Here is a 17,609-nt window from a genome sequence, read left to right on the forward strand (position 1 = left end):
ACCATGCCATCCACGGGGTGGACAACACAGCCAAAACAACCAATCAATAAACAATTGGTATCAACAAACTTGGCACACTATTGAGTTCTCAAACAACAGACACACCCGGCACCACCACAACCAAACCTGGTCGCGGATCGCTCCGGAGCAACTTCCCAAACTTACCCGAACCCGCGAAGCTTTGCAAACCGGCGCTTTACCGCGATTCACAGCCCCACAAGAGGATCCCCACCCTACTCCGGCACGCTCAACAGCGAACCATATTTCAGGCCATTCAGAAGGGGGTCGGTCGCACTCTCTCCGCATCAGCGGCGGCGACTCGAATAACTTTACACACGAACCACCACCAAAACAAATCCACCCCCAACACCACCCCACCACCCCAAAAACCCCGCCACCACAACGAACTCAGCCACTCGCCGGGCCCAGCGCAGGCCGAAACGGCGAAATCGGGTTTTTGTGTACTGGGCCACACCCCGGCGCCACTGGTGCCTGGCCCCAACCGGCATGAGGTCGACGGCCCCGCCGGCCCCGCCGTCGAGCTTCCGCCACAGCGCAAAGGCAGGCCTCCGCCGTCGGGCGCTTAAAGCAAGAAAGGGCCGGCAACCAAACGGTTGCCGGCCCTTTCCCTAAGCCACTGGCTTCAGGAGTGCTGAATTACCAGGAAGACTTGGTGATGCCCGGGAGCTCACCGCGGTGAGCCATGTCGCGGAAGCGAACACGGGAGATGCCGAACTTCTGGAAGGTACCGCGCGGGCGGCCATCGATGATGTCGCGGTTACGCAGACGTACCGGTGAGGCGTTGCGGGGCAGCTTCTGCAGGCCGAGGCGTGCGGCTTCGCGAACTTCATCGGTCGAGTTGGGGTCAACCAGAGCCTTCTTCAGTTCGAGGCGCTTCGCAGCGTAGCGCTCGACGATGACTTTACGCTGTTCGTTCTTAGCGATCATTGACTTCTTAGCCATGTGTTTAGCGCTCCTCTCGGAATTCGACGTGCTTGCGGATGCGGGGGTCGTACTTCTTCAGAACCATGCGGTCCGGGTCGTTACGACGGTTCTTGCGCGTCACGTAGGTGTAGCCCGTGCCCGCGGTCGACTTGAGCTTGATGATCGGACGTACGTCCTTGTCCTTTGCCACTAGAGCTTCACTCCTCGTGCAAGGATGGCGGCGACGACTACGTCGATGCCGCGTACGTCGATGGTCTTGATGCCACGCGCAGAGACCTGCAGCGTGACGTTACGGCGCAGGGACGGAACCCAGTAGCGCTTCTTCTGGATGTTCGGGTCGAACCGGCGCTTGTTGCGTCGGTGCGAGTGCGAAATGCTGTGTCCAAAGCCCGGCTCGGCTCCGGTCACCTGGCAGTGTGCTGCCATGACGACTCTCCTCAAAAAATAAACGAAACGGTTGCAGAGTTCCCGCAAACCGTGCGGCAGGCGGCGTTCGCATCCAGCACCCACAGGCAGTTCCGTAACGGTCGGACAGACGGCGTGAACCGGCTGCATTTCACATTTCGGCGAAGATTGTGGGCCTCGGTTGCCGGGCGGCTGGACCTTTCGGAGAGCCGCTGCAAAGCACCGGGATGCTGGGCGAATACAGGAGTGCACGCAACTTGAGCCCCTAACTACCGGCCTTTGGGGCTGCCATACTGCAGACAGTTCCCGCCAACCGGAGCAATTGCACACGCTCCGCGCCACCTAGCGCCTACCAAGTCTACGAGCTTGACGAATTAAAGGCCAATCCGGTATCCGGGGGCCCGTCGATGGCGCCTCGGTCAGGCGAGAAGTCACATCGGCACCCCAGCCCATTCACAGGCAATTGATAGGCCACGGGCGGACGGTGGTGCCATGACCTCTTCACCCCGGCTGGTCCGTGCCGGACGCCGACGTCTACATCTGCGGCCCCGATGCCTGGGCGCAGAGCGTCCTCAGTGAGGCCCGGGCATCCGGCGTCACCGAAGAGCAACTCCACTACGAAAGGTTCGACTGGTGAGAACACGAGCAGCGATATCAGCAGCCTTGGCCTCGGGCGGGATTCTGTTCGACCGCAAGTCCGTGCAAATCAGCAACCGGGCCGCGCCCCTCCTCCGGGCCGCCGTCCTGAAGACCCAGTCCGCGGATGTCCAGACGACCAGCGGCGCCACCGTCACCAGCGACGCCTACCTCACCTCACTCCAGGCAGCCATCGATGCAGCGAACCTCTGAACCCGCGCCCGCCGGGCAGCCGGTGCCGAGCCCGTCCACCCGGCGCGGCCCCGCCCTGCGCAGCCGGACCTTCCGGTGCATGGGTACCGTCATCAGCCTCGCCCTGCCCGACAACGGGGCACCGCGCACCGTTCCCGTGCTGGAAGGCGCCACGGCCGCCGTCGAACGCGTGTTTACCGAACTTGATGCAATGTTCAGCCTCTACCGCCCGGATTCGGAGGCCTGCCGGGCCAGCGGCGACATGACGCTGCGGGACGCCTCGTCGGCTTTCCGGGCCCGCTTTGCGGACGCCACCGGCTGGCGGCTGCTGACCGAAGGATTTTTCACCCCGGAACGGCCCGACGGCGTCCTGGACCTCTCCGGAATCATCAAGGGCCACGCGATCGGCCAGGCAGCCGCGGCTCTGGACGCTGCCGGCGTCGAGGACTGGTGCCTGAACGCCGGGGCTGACGTGCTGGTGGGCGGCTCACCCGTGCCGGGGAGCGGCACCCCGTGGCTTGCCGGGATCGTGGACCCGCTGGACCGGGCATCGCTGCTGTCGGCCTTCCCGCTGGGCGGCGGCGGCCGTTTCGAGGCGCTGGCGACCTCGGGAACCTCGGAGCGCGGGGACCACATCTGGCGGGCCGGGCTGGGCCGCACGGAATTTCGTCGGACCGAATTCCGCCAGGCGTCGGTGGTGGCGCCGGACATTGTCACCGCGGATGTGCTGGCCACCGCCATCGTCGCCGGCGGGAGGGCCATGGTGGACTGGGCCACGGACAGCTGGGACGTCGAGGTGCTGGCCGTCCTTGGCAACGGGGAACTCCTTGCGACGCCCGGGTTCAGCGCCGCTAGAGGTGCGTAAGGCGCGGGTAGCGCGGCGCCAGCCCGTCTCCTGAGGACTTTCCAGTCACCCGGCGGACCACCCACGGTCCGGCGAACTCGCGCACCCAGCGGGCGTTGGCCCGGAGCGCCTCGGCCCGGCTGAGCTCCGGAACCGGGGTCATGGGCGGGACGTCGATCGAGTGGTCGTGTTCCAGGACGGTGAGGACGCGCTTGGCCATGTTGGCGTGACCGGCGGCGGACATGTGCATCCGGTCGGTCGCCCACATTCCCCAGTCGTAGTACTCGCTGAACCGCCAGTAATCCACCAGGAGGGCGCCGTGGTCTCCGGCGATGCCGCGGACCAGCTCGTTGTAGATGGCGGTCCTGCCGCGCGTCGTGCCGAAGATCTTTGAGCCGCGGGAGTCGAAGCCGGTGAACATCACAATCGTGGCGCCGGTGGCCTTGAGCTTGCGGATACCGGCGTCGTAGTCCACCAGGAGGTCGTCGATGTCGACCTTGGGCCGGAGGATGTCGTTGGCCCCGGCGTAGATGCTGACCAGGGTGGGGTTGAGCGCGACGGCGGCATCCACCTGCTCGGCCATGATCTGGCGGATCTTGCGTCCGCGGATGGCGAGGTTCGCGTAGCCGAAGCCCGGATCGGCGGCGGAGAGCTGCTCGGCCACCCTGTCCGCCCAGCCGCGGACACCGTTGGGGCGGGCGGGATCGTCGTCGCCGACGCCTTCCGTGAAGGAATCGCCGAGGGCAACATAACGGGACGTGAAATCCATGGATCCAGTCTGCCAGCAGTTGCCCCAAGCAAACAAAGTGCCGCGCTTTATTCCCGGATCCGGACCGCCGATTCACGCAGGTACTGCTCCACCCGCGTGTACGCGTCCCGGGTCAGGGCCTTCCAGAGCGCGATGGCGAGGCGCGGATCGTCACGTTCCAGCGCCGAGATCGCGTCCGCGCTGAGCACCATCACTTCCACCGGCCCGACGGCACGGACCGTGGTCTCCTGCCGGCTGCCGCTGCCCAGCGCCAGCTCGCCGAACGTCATACCGGCGCTGAGGGTGTTGAGCTGGACCCGCTCTGCGCTGGGACCGGAGGAGGTGCTGCTGACCTGGCCCGAGGTAATGAAGTAGACCCCGCCGAAGCGCAGCCCGACGCGGCGGATGACGTCACCGTCCGCGAAGGACTTCGGCGTCATCAGCGCCTCCAGAGCCGCGGCGTCCGAGTCCTCCAGCGGCGCCAGGGCGGGCGACGCCGTGACGGGCACGTGGTCCGGCAGCTGCAGCTGGTCCCCGTAGCGTTTCAGCAGCCGGTTCTCGCAGTACTCGACGGCGGCGTTCCGGCTCGCGAAGGACGCCACCGGCCCCTGCTTGGACGATCCCAGGCTCTCCGCTACCGCACCGTCCGCCTCGATCAGCACCAGTTCGCGGCCGGCACCGGACAGTCCTTCCCGCGACCTTTCCAGAATCCGCAGCGCCACGTCGCTGACCTGGTCGGTCCGGCGCAGGTCCAGCACCACCAGCTCGACGTCGTCCCCGAGGCTGCTGAGCTCGCGGACCATGGACTCTGTTCCGGCGAACAGCAGGTCTCCATTGAGTTCGATCACGGCAGCCCGGTGTCCGTGGGCGCGGAGGACGTCGGCCGCTTCGTCGTTGCGGCGGATGCCGGACGGCGTCTCGGTCACGTCGTACGCGGCGAGGATGGCCGACCGGCCGGTCCGGGCTGCCCGGACGAAGTGCAGTTCCATGTCCTGGGAGAGACGCTGTGCCGTGGCCACGCCGCGGACGCTGCTGCCGTGCTGGTCCAGCGGAGGTGAATAGACGGCAAGGCCCACCTGGCCAGGCAGTACGGCGATGATCCCGCCGGCCACGCCGCTCTTGCCGGGCATGCCCACGCTGCTGATCCACGCGCCGGCGTCGTCGTACATGCCGGATGTCATCATGACGGACAGGACGCGTTCCACCGGACCGATCCCCAGGACCTGTTTGCCGCTGAGCGGGTTCCGGCCGCCGTTGGCGAGGGTCGCGGCCATGATGGACAGGTCGAAACAGTTCACCAGCACGGAGCACTGGCGGAAGTAGTCCTCAAGGACCGGTTCCGGATCGTCCTCGATGATGTTGAAGGAGCGGAGCAGGTACGCGAGTGCCGTGTTGCGGTGGCCGTGCTTGAGCTCGGACTGGTACACCTCCTCGCTGACCGAGAGCTGGCGGCCCGCGAAGGCGGAGTAGGTGCTGAGGATCCGTTTGAACCCAGTTTGTCCGCCGGATCCGCGGATCAGCGAGGTGGCGGTCAGTGCGCCGGCGTTGATCATCGCGTTGGCCGGCCGGCCCGTTCCCTCGGCCAGGGAAATCTCGTTGAAGGAATCGCCGGACGGTTCCACATCGACTTTTTCGTCCACCGCCTCAGGCCCGAGGTCCTCAAGGGCCAGTCCGTACGTGAACGGCTTGGAGATGGACTGGATGGTGAATTCCTCGCGGGTGTCACCGATCTCGTAGACCGTGCCGTCCACGGTGGCGAGGGCGATGCCGAAGTTGTCCGGATCCACGGCGGCCATGGCCGGAATGGTGCTGTAGGGCTTGCCGTCCCGGAGCTCGGCGATCTCGGCGTGGATCTGGCGCAGGTAGCTCTCGATCGGCGATTCCATACCGCCAACACTAGGCGACCGTGCGCTGGGCCAGCCGCCGGGCAGCCCGTTGTGTCAGCCGTCGTGTCAGCCCCAGGGCTGCTAGCCCTCCCGCAGGATCCAGTGGTCCTTGTCCAGGCGGCCCACGATCTTCTCACCGATCCGGGCAAGATCGGCCACGTCCTCTTTACTCAGGGCATCGAGGAACAGCGACCGGACGGCCTCGACGTGGGCCGGGGCGAGCTCCACGATGGTTTCCATTCCGGCGTCGGTGAGGTGCGCCGTCGTTACCCGGGCGTCCCCCGGGTGCGGACGGCGCTCCACCCAGCCTCGGGTCTGCAGTTTGGTGACCACGTGGGACAGCCGGGACAGGGACGCGCTGGTCCGTGCAGCCAGCTCGCTCATGGGCAGGAAGCGGCCTTCGGCCTCGGACAGCATCGCCAGGACGTTGTAGTCGAAGAGGGAAAGCTTGCGCGCGTGGTGGAGCTGGGTGTCCAGGGCCGCCGGAAGGAGGGTGTTGATGCTCACCTGGGCCAGCCAGGCCCGGCGTTCGTCAGCGTTCAGCCAGCGCGGTTCAGTCATGGGTACAGTTTAGGAGCATTGAAGCTTGACGGTTCAAGCGCGTCTTATGTCGCACCTTAAGAATCCGGCCGGTGCGTGCCGGTCAAACTGTAGGCTGACCCTATGTATGTAGTCTCCTTGACCTACAAGGTCCCCGAAGAGATCGTTGACTTCCATCTCCCGGCGCACGTGGCGTGGTTGCAGGATGCCTTCGACCAGGGCATCTTCCTGGTCGCGGGCCGCAAGATTCCGCGCACGGGCGCGCTGCTCCTCTCCACCGCGGAACGCGCCGACCTGGACGCCTCCCTGGCCAAGGACCCGTTCTACGTCAACGGGGTGGCAGAGTTCGACGTCGAGGAATTCCACGCGAGCCGAGTGGCCCCGGGGTACGAGAACCTGCTGGACAGCTGACGCCGGCTGGCCCTGCTTCCTTCTTCAGCCTGCGGGGATTTTGGCGGCCAGCTTCTTCAGCCCGGCCTTCGGCGGGACCTTGACCGGCGCAGGCCAGCGCGGGCTGAGCTGGTCCCCCAGGGTGACGCCGCGGATCTTGCGCCCGAAGAGCGGCAGCACCCAGTCGTGGACCCAGCGCCGCTGGCGGCGTTCCCAGTCCCGAAGGCCGGATTTCGGCGCCGGCCCCCACGCCTTCGTCTTGACCTTGTGCGGCACCCCGAGCTGGTCCAGCACCTGGCCGGCAAGGTACTTGTGGCCCGCCGTCGACATGTGCAGACGGTCCGCATCCCACATCCGCGGATCGTAGAAGGCATCGAAACACCAGTAATCGACCAGCACGGCCTCGTACCGCGCCGCCACCTCGCGGACCCGCCGGTTGTAGATGGCGTTGCGCCGCTTGAGCGGTTCCAGCAATGGGGAGACCCTGACGTCGAAGCCGGTGAAGAGCACCACCGTAGCGCCGCTGGCGGACAGCCGGGCGACGAGGAACTCGTAGTCCTTCATGAGGGCGTGGATGTCGGTCCCGATGTCGAGGATGTCGTTGCCGCCCGCATACAGGGTGACCAGGGTCGGCTCCATGGCCAGCGCGGGCTCCAGCTGCTCGGCGATGATGTGCCGCATCCTCTTGCTGCGGATGGCGAGGTTGGCGTACTCCCACCCCGGATCCGCCCTGGCCAGCTGCTCCGCCACCCGGTCCGCCCACCCGCGCACCCCGTTGGGCAGCCGCGGACTGTAATCCCCCAACCCCTCGGTAAAGGAGTCCCCCAAGGCAACATAAACCCGCCGCCCATGGGCGCCCGGAGCAAGAAGGTCCTCAACCATGCAGCCACATTAGGCCCGCCAAACGACGCCGGGGTGAACAAGCAGCACACAACAAAAGACCACCCGCCCAGCCGCCGCGGAAGGCCGTCAGAAAAACAACGCGGGGTCACCTCCGGCCCATCCCGACGGCGACTATGGGCGCCAACTGACCCCGCGTTGCAGTTGACGAAGCCGAATCACAAACGTTGACCTGACCGCACAGAAGGTGACCCAACCACAAGGCCGCTGCCGGTGCTTTGCAAAGGAGCGCATCGCCGACTAAGGCCGCCCGCGGCCGGCGGGAGGAAGGAAGGCCGCGAGGGACCCGAACTGAGCTTGCGAAGTTTGGGAAGCGGCCGACCGCTAAGCGACGGCAAAGCAGCGGTTGCGGCCGAAAGCCCGGCAGGAACTGCGAGAGCGTCGCAGCAGAAGCGACCAAACCTGCGGCAGCGTCGCAGCAAAAGCGACCAAACCTGCGGGAGCGTCAGAGTTCGGCCTTGCCCTGCCGCCAGTACCCCATGAACGCAACCTGCTTCCGGTCAATCCCCACGTCCCGCACCAGGTACCGGCGCATCTCCTTGACCACGCCGGCTTCACCGGCGATCCAGGCGTAGAAGGGCATCGCGCCGGCGGGCTTGTCCGGGTTCCGGCTGGCGCTGATGGCCGCGGCGTCCATCCTGGCCGGGGTTTCCCAGAGGATGTCGCGGTCCACGTTGACCTCTTCCGGCTCGGGGCCGGCGGCCGGCTCCGGGGACGAAAGCCCCACCCAGCCCGGACGCGTGACGGCGGCCCGGACCGCTTCCTGCAGCAGGGCACCGTGCGGACGCGACCGGCCGATCGCGGCACCGCGCGCCAGCCAGGTGATCTCGACGTCGGCGGCGGTGGTGATGCCCTGGAAGTCGCCGGCTTCCGGCACCTCCAGAATCGCGTGGCCGCTGACGTACGGCGGGAGGCTTTCGAGGATGGCGCTGATGGCGGGGACGGCGGTCTCGTCGCCGGCCAGCAGGACCCGCTGGGCCAGGCCGGGCCGCCATTCGATGCCGGAGTACGTTTCCGCGGTAACGCAGTGCGCGGCCCGGTTGTTGGGCCCGATCAGGGTGAGGGTGTCCCCCGGTTTGGCGTTGAGGGCCCAGTTGGCGGCGGGGCCGCCGTGGCCGGCGTCGTCAAAGTGCAGCACGAAGTCGACGTCGATTTCCGGGTAGACGGCGTCAAGGCGTTCCTGCCGGACGGTGTAGGTGCGCATGGAACCGCGGGTGCGGGGGTCCATGGCCAGCCATTCGCGGTACCAGCCGCTTTCCTCCATCCGGAACTCGGGCAGCGGCAGCGCAGTGCCGTCCGCGGCCAGCGAGGGGATCATCAATTTGATGCGCAGGTCCAGGGTGTTGCCGCTGACGCCGAAGTTCCGCAGCGAATAGCCGCCCAGGGTGATCCGCCGGAAGTTGGGACCCAGCTGCTGGGCCGCGGTGACCTGCACCTCGAAGGCCAGCGTCATGGGTTCAGTGGCGGGGGCGGTCTTGAGGGCCGCTGCGGTGGTTTTCTTGGCAGTCATGGGACCAGCTCCAGGGTGGTGGTTTGCGGGGCATCGGCGTGGTGCCGGCCCAGGGGGATGATCAGGGGTTTGCCGGACACCGGGTCCGGCAGCACCCGGGACTCCAGGCCGAACACGTCACGGACCAGCTCCTCCGTGACCACGATCCGGGCGGCGCCCTCAGCCGCGATCTGCCCGCTTTTCATGGCGATGATGTGGTCCGCGTACCGCGCGGCGAGGTTGAGATCGTGCAGGACGATCGCCACGGTGGTGCCGCGCTGCCGGTTAAGGTCCGTGATGAGGTCCAGGACTTCCACCTGGTGGGTGAGATCCAGGTAGGTGGTGGGCTCATCCAGCAGCAGCACGTCGGTTTCCTGGGCGAGGGCCATCGCGATCCAGACGCGCTGCCGTTGACCGCCGGAGAGCTCGTCCACGTTCCGTTCCGCGAGTTCCAGGGTGTCGGTGACGGCCATCGCTTCGTGCACGGCGCGCTCATCGTCCGGGGAACCGCCCGCGGGCCGGGACCGGAAGAAGCCCTGGTGCGGGTAGCGCCCGCGGCCCACCAGGTCCCGGACGATGAGGCCGTCCGGCGCCGTCGGATGCTGCGGAAGCAGGCCCAGGGTGCGGGCCACCTCGCGGGCCGGGCGGCGGTGGATGTCCCTCCCGTCCAGGGTGACGGTCCCGGCCGCGGGCTTGAGCAACCGGGCGAGGCCCCGCAGCAGGGTGGATTTGCCGCAGGCGTTGGCGCCGACGATCATGGTCACCTTGCCCTCGGGGATCTCCGTGCTGAGGCCCTCGATGACGGTCCGCTGGTCGTACTTCAGCCGCAGGCCGGAGGTCTGGAGTGTCGCCATCTCAGGCGTCCTTTCGGTTGGAGGTCACAAGCAGCCACAGCAGGAACGGCGCGCCCAGGGCGCCGGTGATGACCCCGACTGGCAGCACCGTTCCGTCCAGCAGGAGCGGCGCGATGTTGGCGGCGACGAAGTCGGCGGCCAGGACAATGAGCACCCCGGTCAGGGCCGCTGCCGGCAGGCTTGCCCTGCGGACGAAACGGCGCGCAATCGGTCCGGCGAGGAACGCAACGAACGCCACAGGCCCGGCAGCCGCCGTCGCCGCGGCGGCCAGTCCGACGGCGGTGATCACGATTCCCAGCCGCGCCGCGCCGACCCGCACGCCGAGGCCCGCGGCGGTGTCGTCGCCAAGTTCCAGGATGCGCAGCGGGCCGGAGAGTAGTGCGGTGGCCGGAACCAGCACCAGCAGGGCTGAGCCGAGGACTCCGGCCCGGTCCCAGTTCGCGGAGTTGAGCGAGCCGTTGAGCCAGACCAGGACGTCGGCGGCGGTGCGGATGTCCGTCCGGCTCAGCAGGAAGCTGACCACGGCCTGGAGGGCGGCGGCGATGCCCACCCCGGCGAGTATCAACCGGCTGCCCGCGGCATCGCCGCGCTGTCCGCCGGAACCAAGCGATCCCCTGCGGGAGATGGCGTAGATGAGGGCGGCCACGCCCAGGGCCCCGGCAAAGGCGGCACCCGAAACCGCTGCCCCGGTGGCGCCGAAGACGACGATCGCTGTCACTGCCGCGGCGCTGGCCCCGTAGCTGATGCCGATAACGTCCGGACTGGCCAGCGGGTTGCGGAGCATGGTCTGGAACAAGGCGCCGGAGAGCCCGAACGCGGCGCCGATCAGCGTTCCCAGGACGGCGCGCGGCAGTTTGTGCTCCATCACGATGAAGCTGGCGCCGGGGATCTTCTCGCCGCCGGTGAGGTGCGCGGCCAGGATCCGGAAGAAGTCGGGGATGGTGACGGTGTAGCTGCCCAGGAGCACGCTCACGGCGAAGAGCGCGACGACGGCCAGGGCCAGGACGGCGGTCCGCCAGTGTTGCGCTATCAGTTTTGGTCGCTCAGACGCGGTTTTGGCACCGGTAAGTGATAGGTCAACGGGGGCTTTGGCTTCGGTGAGTGTCACAGTCCGGCCCCCTTGCTGCGCCGGACCAGCCACACGAACACGGGGGCACCCACCAGCGCGGTCATGATCCCGGCGGGCACTTCACCCGGCAGGAGGATCACCCTGCCGGCCACGTCCGCGGCCAGCAGCAGGGCCGGTGCCAGCACCAGCGAGAACGGCAGGATCCAGCGGTAATCGGGGCCGGTCAGGAAACGGACAGCGTGCGGAATGACCAGGCCCACGAACCCGATGGGGCCGGCCAGCGCCGTGGCCGACCCGCAAAGCAGCACGATCCCCAGGGCCGTGGCGGCGCGGGCCCGCCCCACCCGCTGGCCCAGGCCGCGGGCAATGTCGTCGCCGAGGGCAAGGTTGTTGAGGATCCGGCCGGTGGCGAGCACAATCGCGGCGCCCAGCAGCAGGAACGGCAGGGCGGGGACGATCACGGACCACTCGCGGCCTGCGATCCCGCCCACCTGCCAGAACCGGAACCGGTCCAGGGTGTCCTGGCTGGACACCAGGATCACGTTCATCAGGGAAAACAGCCCTGCGCTCAGGGCCGCGCCCGCGAGGGCGAGCTTCACCGGCGTCGCCCCGTCCCTGCCCAGCGACGCGATCAGATAGACCACGACGGCGGCGGCGGCGGCGCCGATGAACGCGAACCAGATGTACCCTGCCATCGAGGCCACGCCGAACACGTAGATGCCGGTGACGACTGCCAGCGCGGCACCGGCGTTGATGCCGATGATGCCTGGGTCCGCGAGGGGGTTCCGGGCCACGCCCTGCATGGCTGCACCGGCGAGTCCCAGGGCACCGCCCGCGAGCAGCCCCAGGACCGTGCGCGGAATGCGGGAGTGGACCACGGCGTGGTCACCGTTGGCGGGATCGAACTGGGTCAGCGCCTGCCACACTGTGTCCAGGGCCAGACCCCGGGCGCCGATGGCCAGCGATGCCGCGGCCACCAGAGCAAGGACGGCGACGGCGGCCAGCAGCCAGGGCGCGCGGGGACCCCGGGCGGGGGCGGCAAAACCCGCGGGGATTCCCGGCGCGGTCCGGGCGGCGGGGGCCGCCGTCGTCGTCAGTGGGCTCATGGGAATGTGCTTACTTCACCGCGTCCGCTGCCCTCGCCAGCTGCGGTAGGAACGTGTCCAGCGACCACGGCAGGCTCAGCGGCGACGAAGCCGAGATGGATAGCGTCAGGGTATTGTCCGAGTCGGCGACCAGGGTGCCCTTCTTGATGGCCGGGATCTGGCCGAGCAGCGGGTCTGCTTTGATGGAATCGGTGGTGGCTGCGTCCGGAACCCAGGTGACGAAGATGTCGGATTCGAGTTCGTTGGCCTTCTCGGCGGACCACGGGATGAAGAACTCCTCGGAGCCTTGGGAGTTTTCTTCCACCACGGGGGCCAGCTTCATGCCGATCTCGCTGAGGAAGCGGGGGCGGTTGTCGTTGGCGGTGTAGACGTTGACTCCGTCAGCTGAAGCGGGTTCCAGGTTGCCGTAGATGAAGCTCTTGCCTGCGATTTGCGGGTACTGGGACACCTTTTCCTTGATGGTGGCCTCGGTGTCGGCGACCAGCTTGGTGGCTTCGGCTTCCTTGCCGAGGGCCTTGCCGATGATGGTGGTGGAGTCCTGCCACGAGGTTCCGTACGCCACCTCGGGGTGGGCCACCACGGGGGCGATTTCGCTGAGCTTCTTGTAGTCCTCTTCGGTCAGGCCGGAGTAGGCGCCGAGGATGACGTCCGGGTTGAGCTTGGCGATCTCGGTGAAGTTGACGCCGTCGGCCTCGGAGAACTGGGCCGGGGCCTTGTCCGAACCGAAGCTTGCGCCGAGCTTTTCGAGGGCGGCGTCCTTCCACGGGGTGGAACCCTGCTCGTTGCCGCCCCATTCGTTCTTGGGGACACCCACCGGGACCACGCCGAGGGCAATCGCCACATCGTCGTTGACCCAGGACACGGTGACTACCCGCTGCGGCTGCTCCTTGATGGTGGTCTCGCCAAACGCATGATTGATGGTCACCGGGAAGGCGGAGCTGGCCGACTGGCTGGGGGCCTCCGCCGCAGTGGAGGTTGCCGGGCCGGTGGAGCACGCGGTCAGGGAAAGGGCGACGGCGGCCAGGGCGGCAGTCGCTTTGCCTGTGGCGCGGAGGAAACGGCGCCGGGGCAGGGCGGGGCGCGGGGCAGGGAGAGGCATGGGATTCCTTAGATCAATGATGCGAACCTAAGTAAGGCTAGCCTATCCTTTCAAGAAATAAGCAAACCTTTCGTAACGTAATTGCTTCGACGGCTCGCTGCGCGGAAGTGCGGCCCGAAACTGGACACGCGTCACGGAGGTTTGCGAGGATGGGCCGGACCGGTCGAATCCGAACCGGTTCCGTGATCGAGTTCGGCGACTAGTAGGGGAAGTGAGCATGCGCATCGAGATGATGTCTGCTGTCACGGTCAGCGGGGTGGCCGCTCTGGCCTGCAACGCGCCCGCACAGTTGCCAGCCCTCCCCCGGCAGTCTGGCTCGGCCGCGGACTAGATCCGCGGGAACACCAGGTCCCCGCCGGAGTCCAAGGCTGGCTGCATCCTGCCCTCTCTACCGCCCTGGCGTGCCTTATGACCGCCGGGCCGGGACCAGCCGATTCCGAAAGATTCCGTCATGCAAAAACTCACAGCGCAGCAGATCCGCTCGTCTTTTGTCAACGCAAGCCGCTCCGAAGCTGCCAAACTCAACCTGCCGCCTAACTTCGATGCCCTGGACTGGGACAGCCTGGATTTCCTCGGTTGGCGCGACGGAAAAATGCCGCTGCGCGGTTATCTGGTGCTGGCCGGCCCGAACGGCCCCACCGGCATGATGCTCCGGGCACCCGAAGGCGGCCCCAAGAAGAACCGCGCCGTCCTTTGCGAGCTGTGCCGCGACATCTACTCCAAGGACGACGTCCTGCTGTGGGTGGCCAAACGTGCCGGGCAGTCCGGCCGCAACGGCAACACGGTGGGCACCCTGATCTGCGCCGACTTCGGGTGCTGCCGCAACGTCCGGGTGGAGCCTCCGGTGAACGAGATCAACCCGGACCCGGCCGCCGTAGTGCGCCGACAGATCGACGACTTGGCAGGCCGAACCGCCCAGTTCCTGAACCGCGTCAGGGGAACGTAGCGCCGGCAACAGCCCCCTGCAACGTGCGCTTAGCGGAGCACGATGTCCACCGGGTTCGCCTCGGAGCGCCAGGCGCCGGCCGCGGCGGGCCCCGGGCCGATGACCGGGGCAGTGAGCACCCCGGAGCGGTTGGTGCGCTTGTCGCGGAGGATCTCCGTGACGGAGCCGAGGTGCCGCGACAGGTCAATCACGTTTTCCGGTGCGGCCAGCAGCAGCTGGAAGCCGAACTCATGCAGGGCCTTGATGCCGGCGCCGGCAAATTCCTCCGAAGCCAGCACAAAGGCCTCGTCCATCATCACGGTGCCGTAGGTGGTGAAGCCCTGCTCGGCGATGCCCAGCTGGTAGCTCAGCGCCGCGGCCATGATGAACGCAGTGAACCGCTGCCGCTCGCCGCCGGACATCGAGCCGGTGTCCGCGTGCATAAAGACCTCGGTCTTGACCGCACCGGCCTTGCCGGCTCCGTTCTTGCCGCCGCCCTTGGCTGTTTTGGCCGCCTGGACCTCGCGGTGCTCTTTGCACTGGATGAAGAGGTGCCCGCGGACGTCCAGGACTTCGGCGCGCCAGCGCCGGTCCTCCGGGGTCTGCGAACCAAGCCGCTTCACGAGCGTTTCGAGGGACTTGTAGCGGTTGGTGAGCTCGGCGTCGTCGTCCGCCTCAGCCCCGGGAGCCGCAGGGTTCGCCGTCTTGCCGGGGCGCGTGTGCCGCACCTTGAGCGCGTTCTGGATGGCGTCCTTGAACTGCTTCGCGGTGGCGGGCAGCGTCTGCTTGATGTCGAGTTCCAGGAAGCTGCCCTCATGGAAGTTCACCTCGGACAGGATCCCGTTGAGCGGGAGGATCCGGCTGGTGATGGAGCGGCGCTCCTCGTCCAGCAGGTGCAGCAGCGTGCTGAAGGACTCGTGGGTGCGCTGGTTGAAGAACTGCCGGAACTCGGCCTCCTGCGCGGGCAGGCCGTCGCTGACAATGGCGTGGTAGCGGGCTTCGAACTCCCCCGCAGCACCGATCGAGGTGCCGTGGTCCGCGGAGATGGATGTTCCCCACTCGCGCACAAAGCCCTCGAAGATCCGGGTGAGCCGCTCCGAGGTGGCCTGGCCGCGGGACTCGGCGGCGTGCAGTTCGGCGAGGAGCCGGGCGCGGACCTGGTTGGCGAGGTTATCCAGCTCATGCATTTCCGTGACGTCGCCGACGCCGCCGAATTCAGCAAAGTACTGTTCCAGCGCCGTGGCGGTGGCGTCCGACGGCGGCGACTGGGCCAGCCGGGCCCGCGCGGCGTCCAGCAGCGAGTCCGCAGCCGACAGCTGCGAGTCGAGGGCCTTGTATTCGCTCTGCAGCACGGCTGCGGCTTCGGTGCTGGACTGGTGCTTGGAGCGGGCCGCCTCGATGCCGGCGCGCAGCGGTTCAAGGTCCGCCTGCGCAGCGAGGGCGTCCTTGAGGCGCTGCTCGATCCGGGCGAGTTCGTCCGCGGCCACCGCGGCCGAGACCTGCTCCCAGGGCCGGTGGTCTTCGGCCACCCGGCGCAGGGCCTCCAGCTGCCGGGTCATCCCCTGGTGTGATTCTTCCCGGCTTTGGGCCAGCTCGGCAGCCTTCGCCAGTTCCTGCTGCAGGTCCTCCACCTGGGCCGCGACGAGCTCCAGCTTGGCGGCGTTGTCGAAGCCGAGGACGTAGTCCTGCCGGCTGGTAAAGCGGTCGTCCTTTTCCACGGTGTGGCGGTTCCGTTTGACCACACCGCCCAGGCTCAGGCCCTTGTCCAGGCCGGCGAGCTGGTCCGGGTCTTCGACGCACGGGTACGCGAAGTCGAGCGCGATCCGCTCCCGGATCCACTCGCCGGCGTCGGCGCTGGGTCCGGTGCGGAGGATGTCCAGTTTGGTGAGCAGGTCGCCGTCGGCCGCGTCCTCCACAGCCAGCGCCCCGCCGGCCAGGGGCTTGGAGACGTCGACGGCGCGCAGGGCGCCGCGCACCGAATGGTCGTTGAGGTACCGGGTGACGGCGGCGAAATGCTCGCCCGGGACCAGCAACGTGGTGGCGAGGCTCCGCAGTGCCCGCTCTGCGGCCGGGCGCCACTGCTCCTGCCCCTCGGCGAGGTCGATCAGCTCGCCGCCGAACGGCATCCGCTCCTCGGGGACGCCGGTGGCAGCCGCGATGGCGCTTCGGTTTTCAATGCTCGACGGCGGCAGCAGGGACTTCCGTGTCTTCAGCGAGAAGAGTTCCTGCTGGGCCGCCGCCAGCTCACGTTTCCGGGTCGCGTGGCCATCGAAGGCCTCGAACCGCAGCTCCTTGAGGGCCTCCGAGTCGTCCTTCAGTTCGGCCGAGCGGGCAGCCGCGTGCTCGTGCGCCAGCTCCCAGCCGGCCGCGGACCATTGAAGTTCCAGGCCGGCGTCGGAGAGCGCCTTCCGGGCGGACTCCTCCACCTGCTGGCGGAGTTTGAGCCCCACCCGGGCGTTCTCAAGCGACTGTTCGATCGCGGAGATGGCGTTGCCGCCCTGGTTGTTGTAGTCCGCCTCGAGCTGGCGCAGCTCCTTCGCCAGGCCGTCGCGGATGCCGCGCTCGGCCCCGAGTTCCTTGGCTTTGGCCTGGGCGAGGTCCTTGAACCGGGCCAGCGTCTTCTCGTGGACGGTGACGGCCAGCTGCTGCCGGTAGGCCTCGAATTCCTCGCCGGCCAGCTCCCGGAGCCGGTTCGCGTCGAGCAGGGACTGGGCATAGTCCTTGTTCAGCCCGGGAACCGGCGCCAGCTGGTCGCGCTGCTGCCGGACGTCCTCCAGGCGCTGCCGGATGGACATCAGGTTGCTGAATTCCTCGACCACGTCGTCCGCGGCGGCGAGCGTGGCGGGCGCGTCCAGGACCTGGTCGCGGAAGAAGTTGTTGACGCTGCCGCCGAGGCCCTTGCCCGCCTGGATGACGCGCAACAGCGGCAGGGCCTGGTCCGAGTTGATGCCCAGCAGCCGCCGGAAGCGCTCCGCGAAGGCCTTGTGCACGTCAAAGACCTGGGCATCCGGGAAGATCGCGTCCAGCGCCGCCTTGGTGAAGCGCTTCTCCGCGATGCCTTCCAGCGCCGCAAGGTCCAAGGGCTTGTTGTCGATCAGGTAGTACCGCCCGACGCTGGACTCCGTGCCGTTCTTGGGCAGGTCGAACAGCGCCGACACCGTCACCCGGGTGCCCGCGGCGTTGTCGAAGGTCAGGGCGACGGCGGACCAGGTGGCGCCGGGGCGCTGGTACGCGCTGGCCGAGCCCTCGCCCACCGCCTTGTCCCCCACCTTGCCGCGCATGTACGTGAACGTGGTGCGCTTGTCCTCGACAGCGCCGCCGGCGCGCTGGGCCGCGGCCTCGTTGGAGCGCGGCCGGGCATCGAAGACCCGTAGCATCGCATCGAACAGCGTGGATTTGCCGACGCCGGAGTTGCCGGTCAGCAGGGTGCCGTTGCGGTCCACGTGCATCGTGTGGGCGCCGTGGAACGTGCCCCAGTTGACCACCTGAACCAGGGCAAGGCGCATCTGGCCGGGGTTGGTGAGGTCTCCCATCGGGAGCATGGTTGCGATGCTCACTTGGCCTCCGCCTCCGTGGTTGCC

The 17,609-nt window shown here is 67.7% G+C and carries 17 protein-coding genes; 4 read left to right on the forward strand and 13 right to left on the reverse strand.

From position 1 onward, the window contains the following. Positions 1-657: 657 nt before the first annotated feature. The 3 genes from rpsN to rpmB are packed head-to-tail and all read right to left on the reverse strand — an operon-like array spanning position 658 to position 1,371. A complete protein-coding gene (rpsN, locus tag ACTWQD_RS00005; protein WP_026266887.1) occupies positions 658-963 on the reverse strand; it encodes a 30S ribosomal protein S14 in 306 nt (101 codons plus the stop codon). Positions 964-967: 4 nt separating this feature from the next. Continuing rightward, positions 968-1,135 (reverse strand): 50S ribosomal protein L33, encoded by a 168-nt coding sequence (gene rpmG / locus ACTWQD_RS00010; RefSeq protein WP_011693743.1) that lies wholly within the window; start codon positions 1,133-1,135, stop codon positions 968-970. Beyond that, positions 1,135-1,371, reverse strand: coding sequence for a 50S ribosomal protein L28 (gene rpmB, locus ACTWQD_RS00015; RefSeq protein WP_011693744.1), 237 nt, complete (start codon positions 1,369-1,371; stop codon positions 1,135-1,137). Before rpmB ends, rpmG begins: the two co-directional genes overlap by 1 nt. A gap of 612 nt (positions 1,372-1,983) precedes the next feature. Here rpmB and ACTWQD_RS00020 point away from each other — a divergent pair. Then, positions 1,984-2,199 (forward strand): FMN-binding protein, encoded by a 216-nt coding sequence (locus ACTWQD_RS00020; protein WP_443194166.1) that lies wholly within the window; start codon positions 1,984-1,986, stop codon positions 2,197-2,199. Beyond that, positions 2,183-3,043 (forward strand): FAD:protein FMN transferase, encoded by an 861-nt coding sequence (locus tag ACTWQD_RS00025; protein ID WP_443194167.1) that lies wholly within the window; start codon positions 2,183-2,185, stop codon positions 3,041-3,043. The genes ACTWQD_RS00020 and ACTWQD_RS00025 overlap by 17 nt, the downstream gene beginning before the upstream one ends. Here ACTWQD_RS00025 and ACTWQD_RS00030 read toward each other — a convergent pair. The 3 genes from ACTWQD_RS00030 to ACTWQD_RS00040 all read right to left on the reverse strand — a co-directional run bounded on the left by ACTWQD_RS00030 (position 3,030) and on the right by ACTWQD_RS00040 (position 6,217). Beyond that, positions 3,030-3,791 (reverse strand): SGNH/GDSL hydrolase family protein, encoded by a 762-nt coding sequence (locus tag ACTWQD_RS00030; protein WP_443194168.1) that lies wholly within the window; start codon positions 3,789-3,791, stop codon positions 3,030-3,032. The two genes, ACTWQD_RS00025 and ACTWQD_RS00030, sit on opposite strands and share 14 nt — an antisense overlap. 47 nt (positions 3,792-3,838) lie before the next feature. Beyond that, positions 3,839-5,656: a glutaminase A gene (gene glsA / locus ACTWQD_RS00035; RefSeq protein ID WP_443194169.1), complete on the reverse strand. Its 1,818-nt coding sequence runs from the start codon at positions 5,654-5,656 to the stop codon at positions 3,839-3,841. Positions 5,657-5,737: 81 nt separating this feature from the next. After that, complete coding sequence (locus ACTWQD_RS00040; RefSeq protein WP_443194170.1) at positions 5,738-6,217, reverse strand: MarR family winged helix-turn-helix transcriptional regulator; 480 nt, start codon at positions 6,215-6,217, stop codon at positions 5,738-5,740. Between the two features lie 102 nt (positions 6,218-6,319). On the opposite strand from ACTWQD_RS00040, the gene ACTWQD_RS00045 reads away from it, so the two are divergent. Then, positions 6,320-6,607 carry a YciI family protein gene (locus ACTWQD_RS00045; RefSeq protein WP_443194171.1) on the forward strand — a complete coding sequence of 96 codons (288 nt, stop codon included), beginning with the start codon at positions 6,320-6,322 and terminating at the stop codon, positions 6,605-6,607. A gap of 24 nt (positions 6,608-6,631) precedes the next feature. Here ACTWQD_RS00045 and ACTWQD_RS00050 read toward each other — a convergent pair whose 3' ends face one another. The 6 genes from ACTWQD_RS00050 to ACTWQD_RS00075 all read right to left on the reverse strand — a co-directional run bounded on the left by ACTWQD_RS00050 (position 6,632) and on the right by ACTWQD_RS00075 (position 13,103). After that, complete coding sequence (locus ACTWQD_RS00050; RefSeq protein WP_443194172.1) at positions 6,632-7,468, reverse strand: SGNH/GDSL hydrolase family protein; 837 nt, start codon at positions 7,466-7,468, stop codon at positions 6,632-6,634. Positions 7,469-7,931: 463 nt separating this feature from the next. Continuing rightward, on the reverse strand, positions 7,932-8,996 hold the full coding sequence (locus tag ACTWQD_RS00055; protein WP_443194173.1) for a siderophore-interacting protein: 1,065 nt from the start codon (positions 8,994-8,996) through the stop codon (positions 7,932-7,934). Beyond that, entirely contained in the window at positions 8,993-9,829 is an 837-nt protein-coding gene (locus tag ACTWQD_RS00060; RefSeq protein WP_443194174.1) for an ABC transporter ATP-binding protein, read from the reverse strand. The genes ACTWQD_RS00055 and ACTWQD_RS00060 overlap by 4 nt, the downstream gene beginning before the upstream one ends. Position 9,830: 1 nt before the next feature. After that, positions 9,831-10,862, reverse strand: coding sequence for a FecCD family ABC transporter permease (locus ACTWQD_RS00065; protein ID WP_443194888.1), 1,032 nt, complete (start codon positions 10,860-10,862; stop codon positions 9,831-9,833). Between the two features lie 71 nt (positions 10,863-10,933). Then, positions 10,934-12,004, reverse strand: coding sequence for a FecCD family ABC transporter permease (locus ACTWQD_RS00070; RefSeq protein ID WP_443194175.1), 1,071 nt, complete (start codon positions 12,002-12,004; stop codon positions 10,934-10,936). Positions 12,005-12,014: 10 nt separating this feature from the next. After that, positions 12,015-13,103: an iron-siderophore ABC transporter substrate-binding protein gene (locus ACTWQD_RS00075; RefSeq protein ID WP_443194176.1), complete on the reverse strand. Its 1,089-nt coding sequence runs from the start codon at positions 13,101-13,103 to the stop codon at positions 12,015-12,017. A 451-nt stretch (positions 13,104-13,554) separates the two neighbouring features. On the opposite strand from ACTWQD_RS00075, the gene ACTWQD_RS00080 reads away from it, so the two are divergent. After that, a complete protein-coding gene (locus ACTWQD_RS00080; RefSeq protein WP_443194177.1) occupies positions 13,555-14,049 on the forward strand; it encodes an FBP domain-containing protein in 495 nt (164 codons plus the stop codon). Between the two features lie 29 nt (positions 14,050-14,078). On the opposite strand, the gene ACTWQD_RS00085 is transcribed toward ACTWQD_RS00080, so the two are convergent. Continuing rightward, the gene (locus ACTWQD_RS00085) at positions 14,079-17,585 is read right to left on the reverse strand and encodes an ATP-binding protein (RefSeq protein ID WP_443194178.1); all 3,507 of its coding nucleotides are present in this window, start codon (positions 17,583-17,585) and stop codon (positions 14,079-14,081) included. Between the last annotated feature and the right edge of the window lie 24 nt (positions 17,586-17,609).

The sequence above is a fragment of the Pseudarthrobacter sp. 1C304 genome (assembly GCF_052245515.1).
Lineage (GTDB): Bacteria > Actinomycetota > Actinomycetes > Actinomycetales > Micrococcaceae > Arthrobacter.

What these genes read in the sequence shown, in the direction of transcription:
- rpsN (WP_026266887.1), bottom strand. Translation starts at nt 963, where the DNA reads ATGGCTAAGAAGTCAATGATCGCTAAGAACGAACAGCGTAAAGTCATC.
- rpmB (WP_011693744.1), bottom strand. Translation starts at nt 1,371, where the DNA reads ATGGCAGCACACTGCCAGGTGACCGGAGCCGAGCCGGGCTTTGGACAC.
- ACTWQD_RS00025 (WP_443194167.1), top strand. Translation starts at nt 2,183, where the DNA reads ATGCAGCGAACCTCTGAACCCGCGCCCGCCGGGCAGCCGGTGCCGAGC.
- ACTWQD_RS00030 (WP_443194168.1), bottom strand. Translation starts at nt 3,791, where the DNA reads ATGGATTTCACGTCCCGTTATGTTGCCCTCGGCGATTCCTTCACGGAA.
- glsA (WP_443194169.1), bottom strand. Translation starts at nt 5,656, where the DNA reads ATGGAATCGCCGATCGAGAGCTACCTGCGCCAGATCCACGCCGAGATC.
- ACTWQD_RS00040 (WP_443194170.1), bottom strand. Translation starts at nt 6,217, where the DNA reads ATGACTGAACCGCGCTGGCTGAACGCTGACGAACGCCGGGCCTGGCTG.
- ACTWQD_RS00045 (WP_443194171.1), top strand. Translation starts at nt 6,320, where the DNA reads ATGTATGTAGTCTCCTTGACCTACAAGGTCCCCGAAGAGATCGTTGAC.
- ACTWQD_RS00050 (WP_443194172.1), bottom strand. Translation starts at nt 7,468, where the DNA reads ATGGTTGAGGACCTTCTTGCTCCGGGCGCCCATGGGCGGCGGGTTTAT.
- ACTWQD_RS00055 (WP_443194173.1), bottom strand. Translation starts at nt 8,996, where the DNA reads ATGACTGCCAAGAAAACCACCGCAGCGGCCCTCAAGACCGCCCCCGCC.
- ACTWQD_RS00060 (WP_443194174.1), bottom strand. Translation starts at nt 9,829, where the DNA reads ATGGCGACACTCCAGACCTCCGGCCTGCGGCTGAAGTACGACCAGCGG.
- ACTWQD_RS00070 (WP_443194175.1), bottom strand. Translation starts at nt 12,004, where the DNA reads ATGAGCCCACTGACGACGACGGCGGCCCCCGCCGCCCGGACCGCGCCG.
- ACTWQD_RS00075 (WP_443194176.1), bottom strand. Translation starts at nt 13,103, where the DNA reads ATGCCTCTCCCTGCCCCGCGCCCCGCCCTGCCCCGGCGCCGTTTCCTC.
- ACTWQD_RS00080 (WP_443194177.1), top strand. Translation starts at nt 13,555, where the DNA reads ATGCAAAAACTCACAGCGCAGCAGATCCGCTCGTCTTTTGTCAACGCA.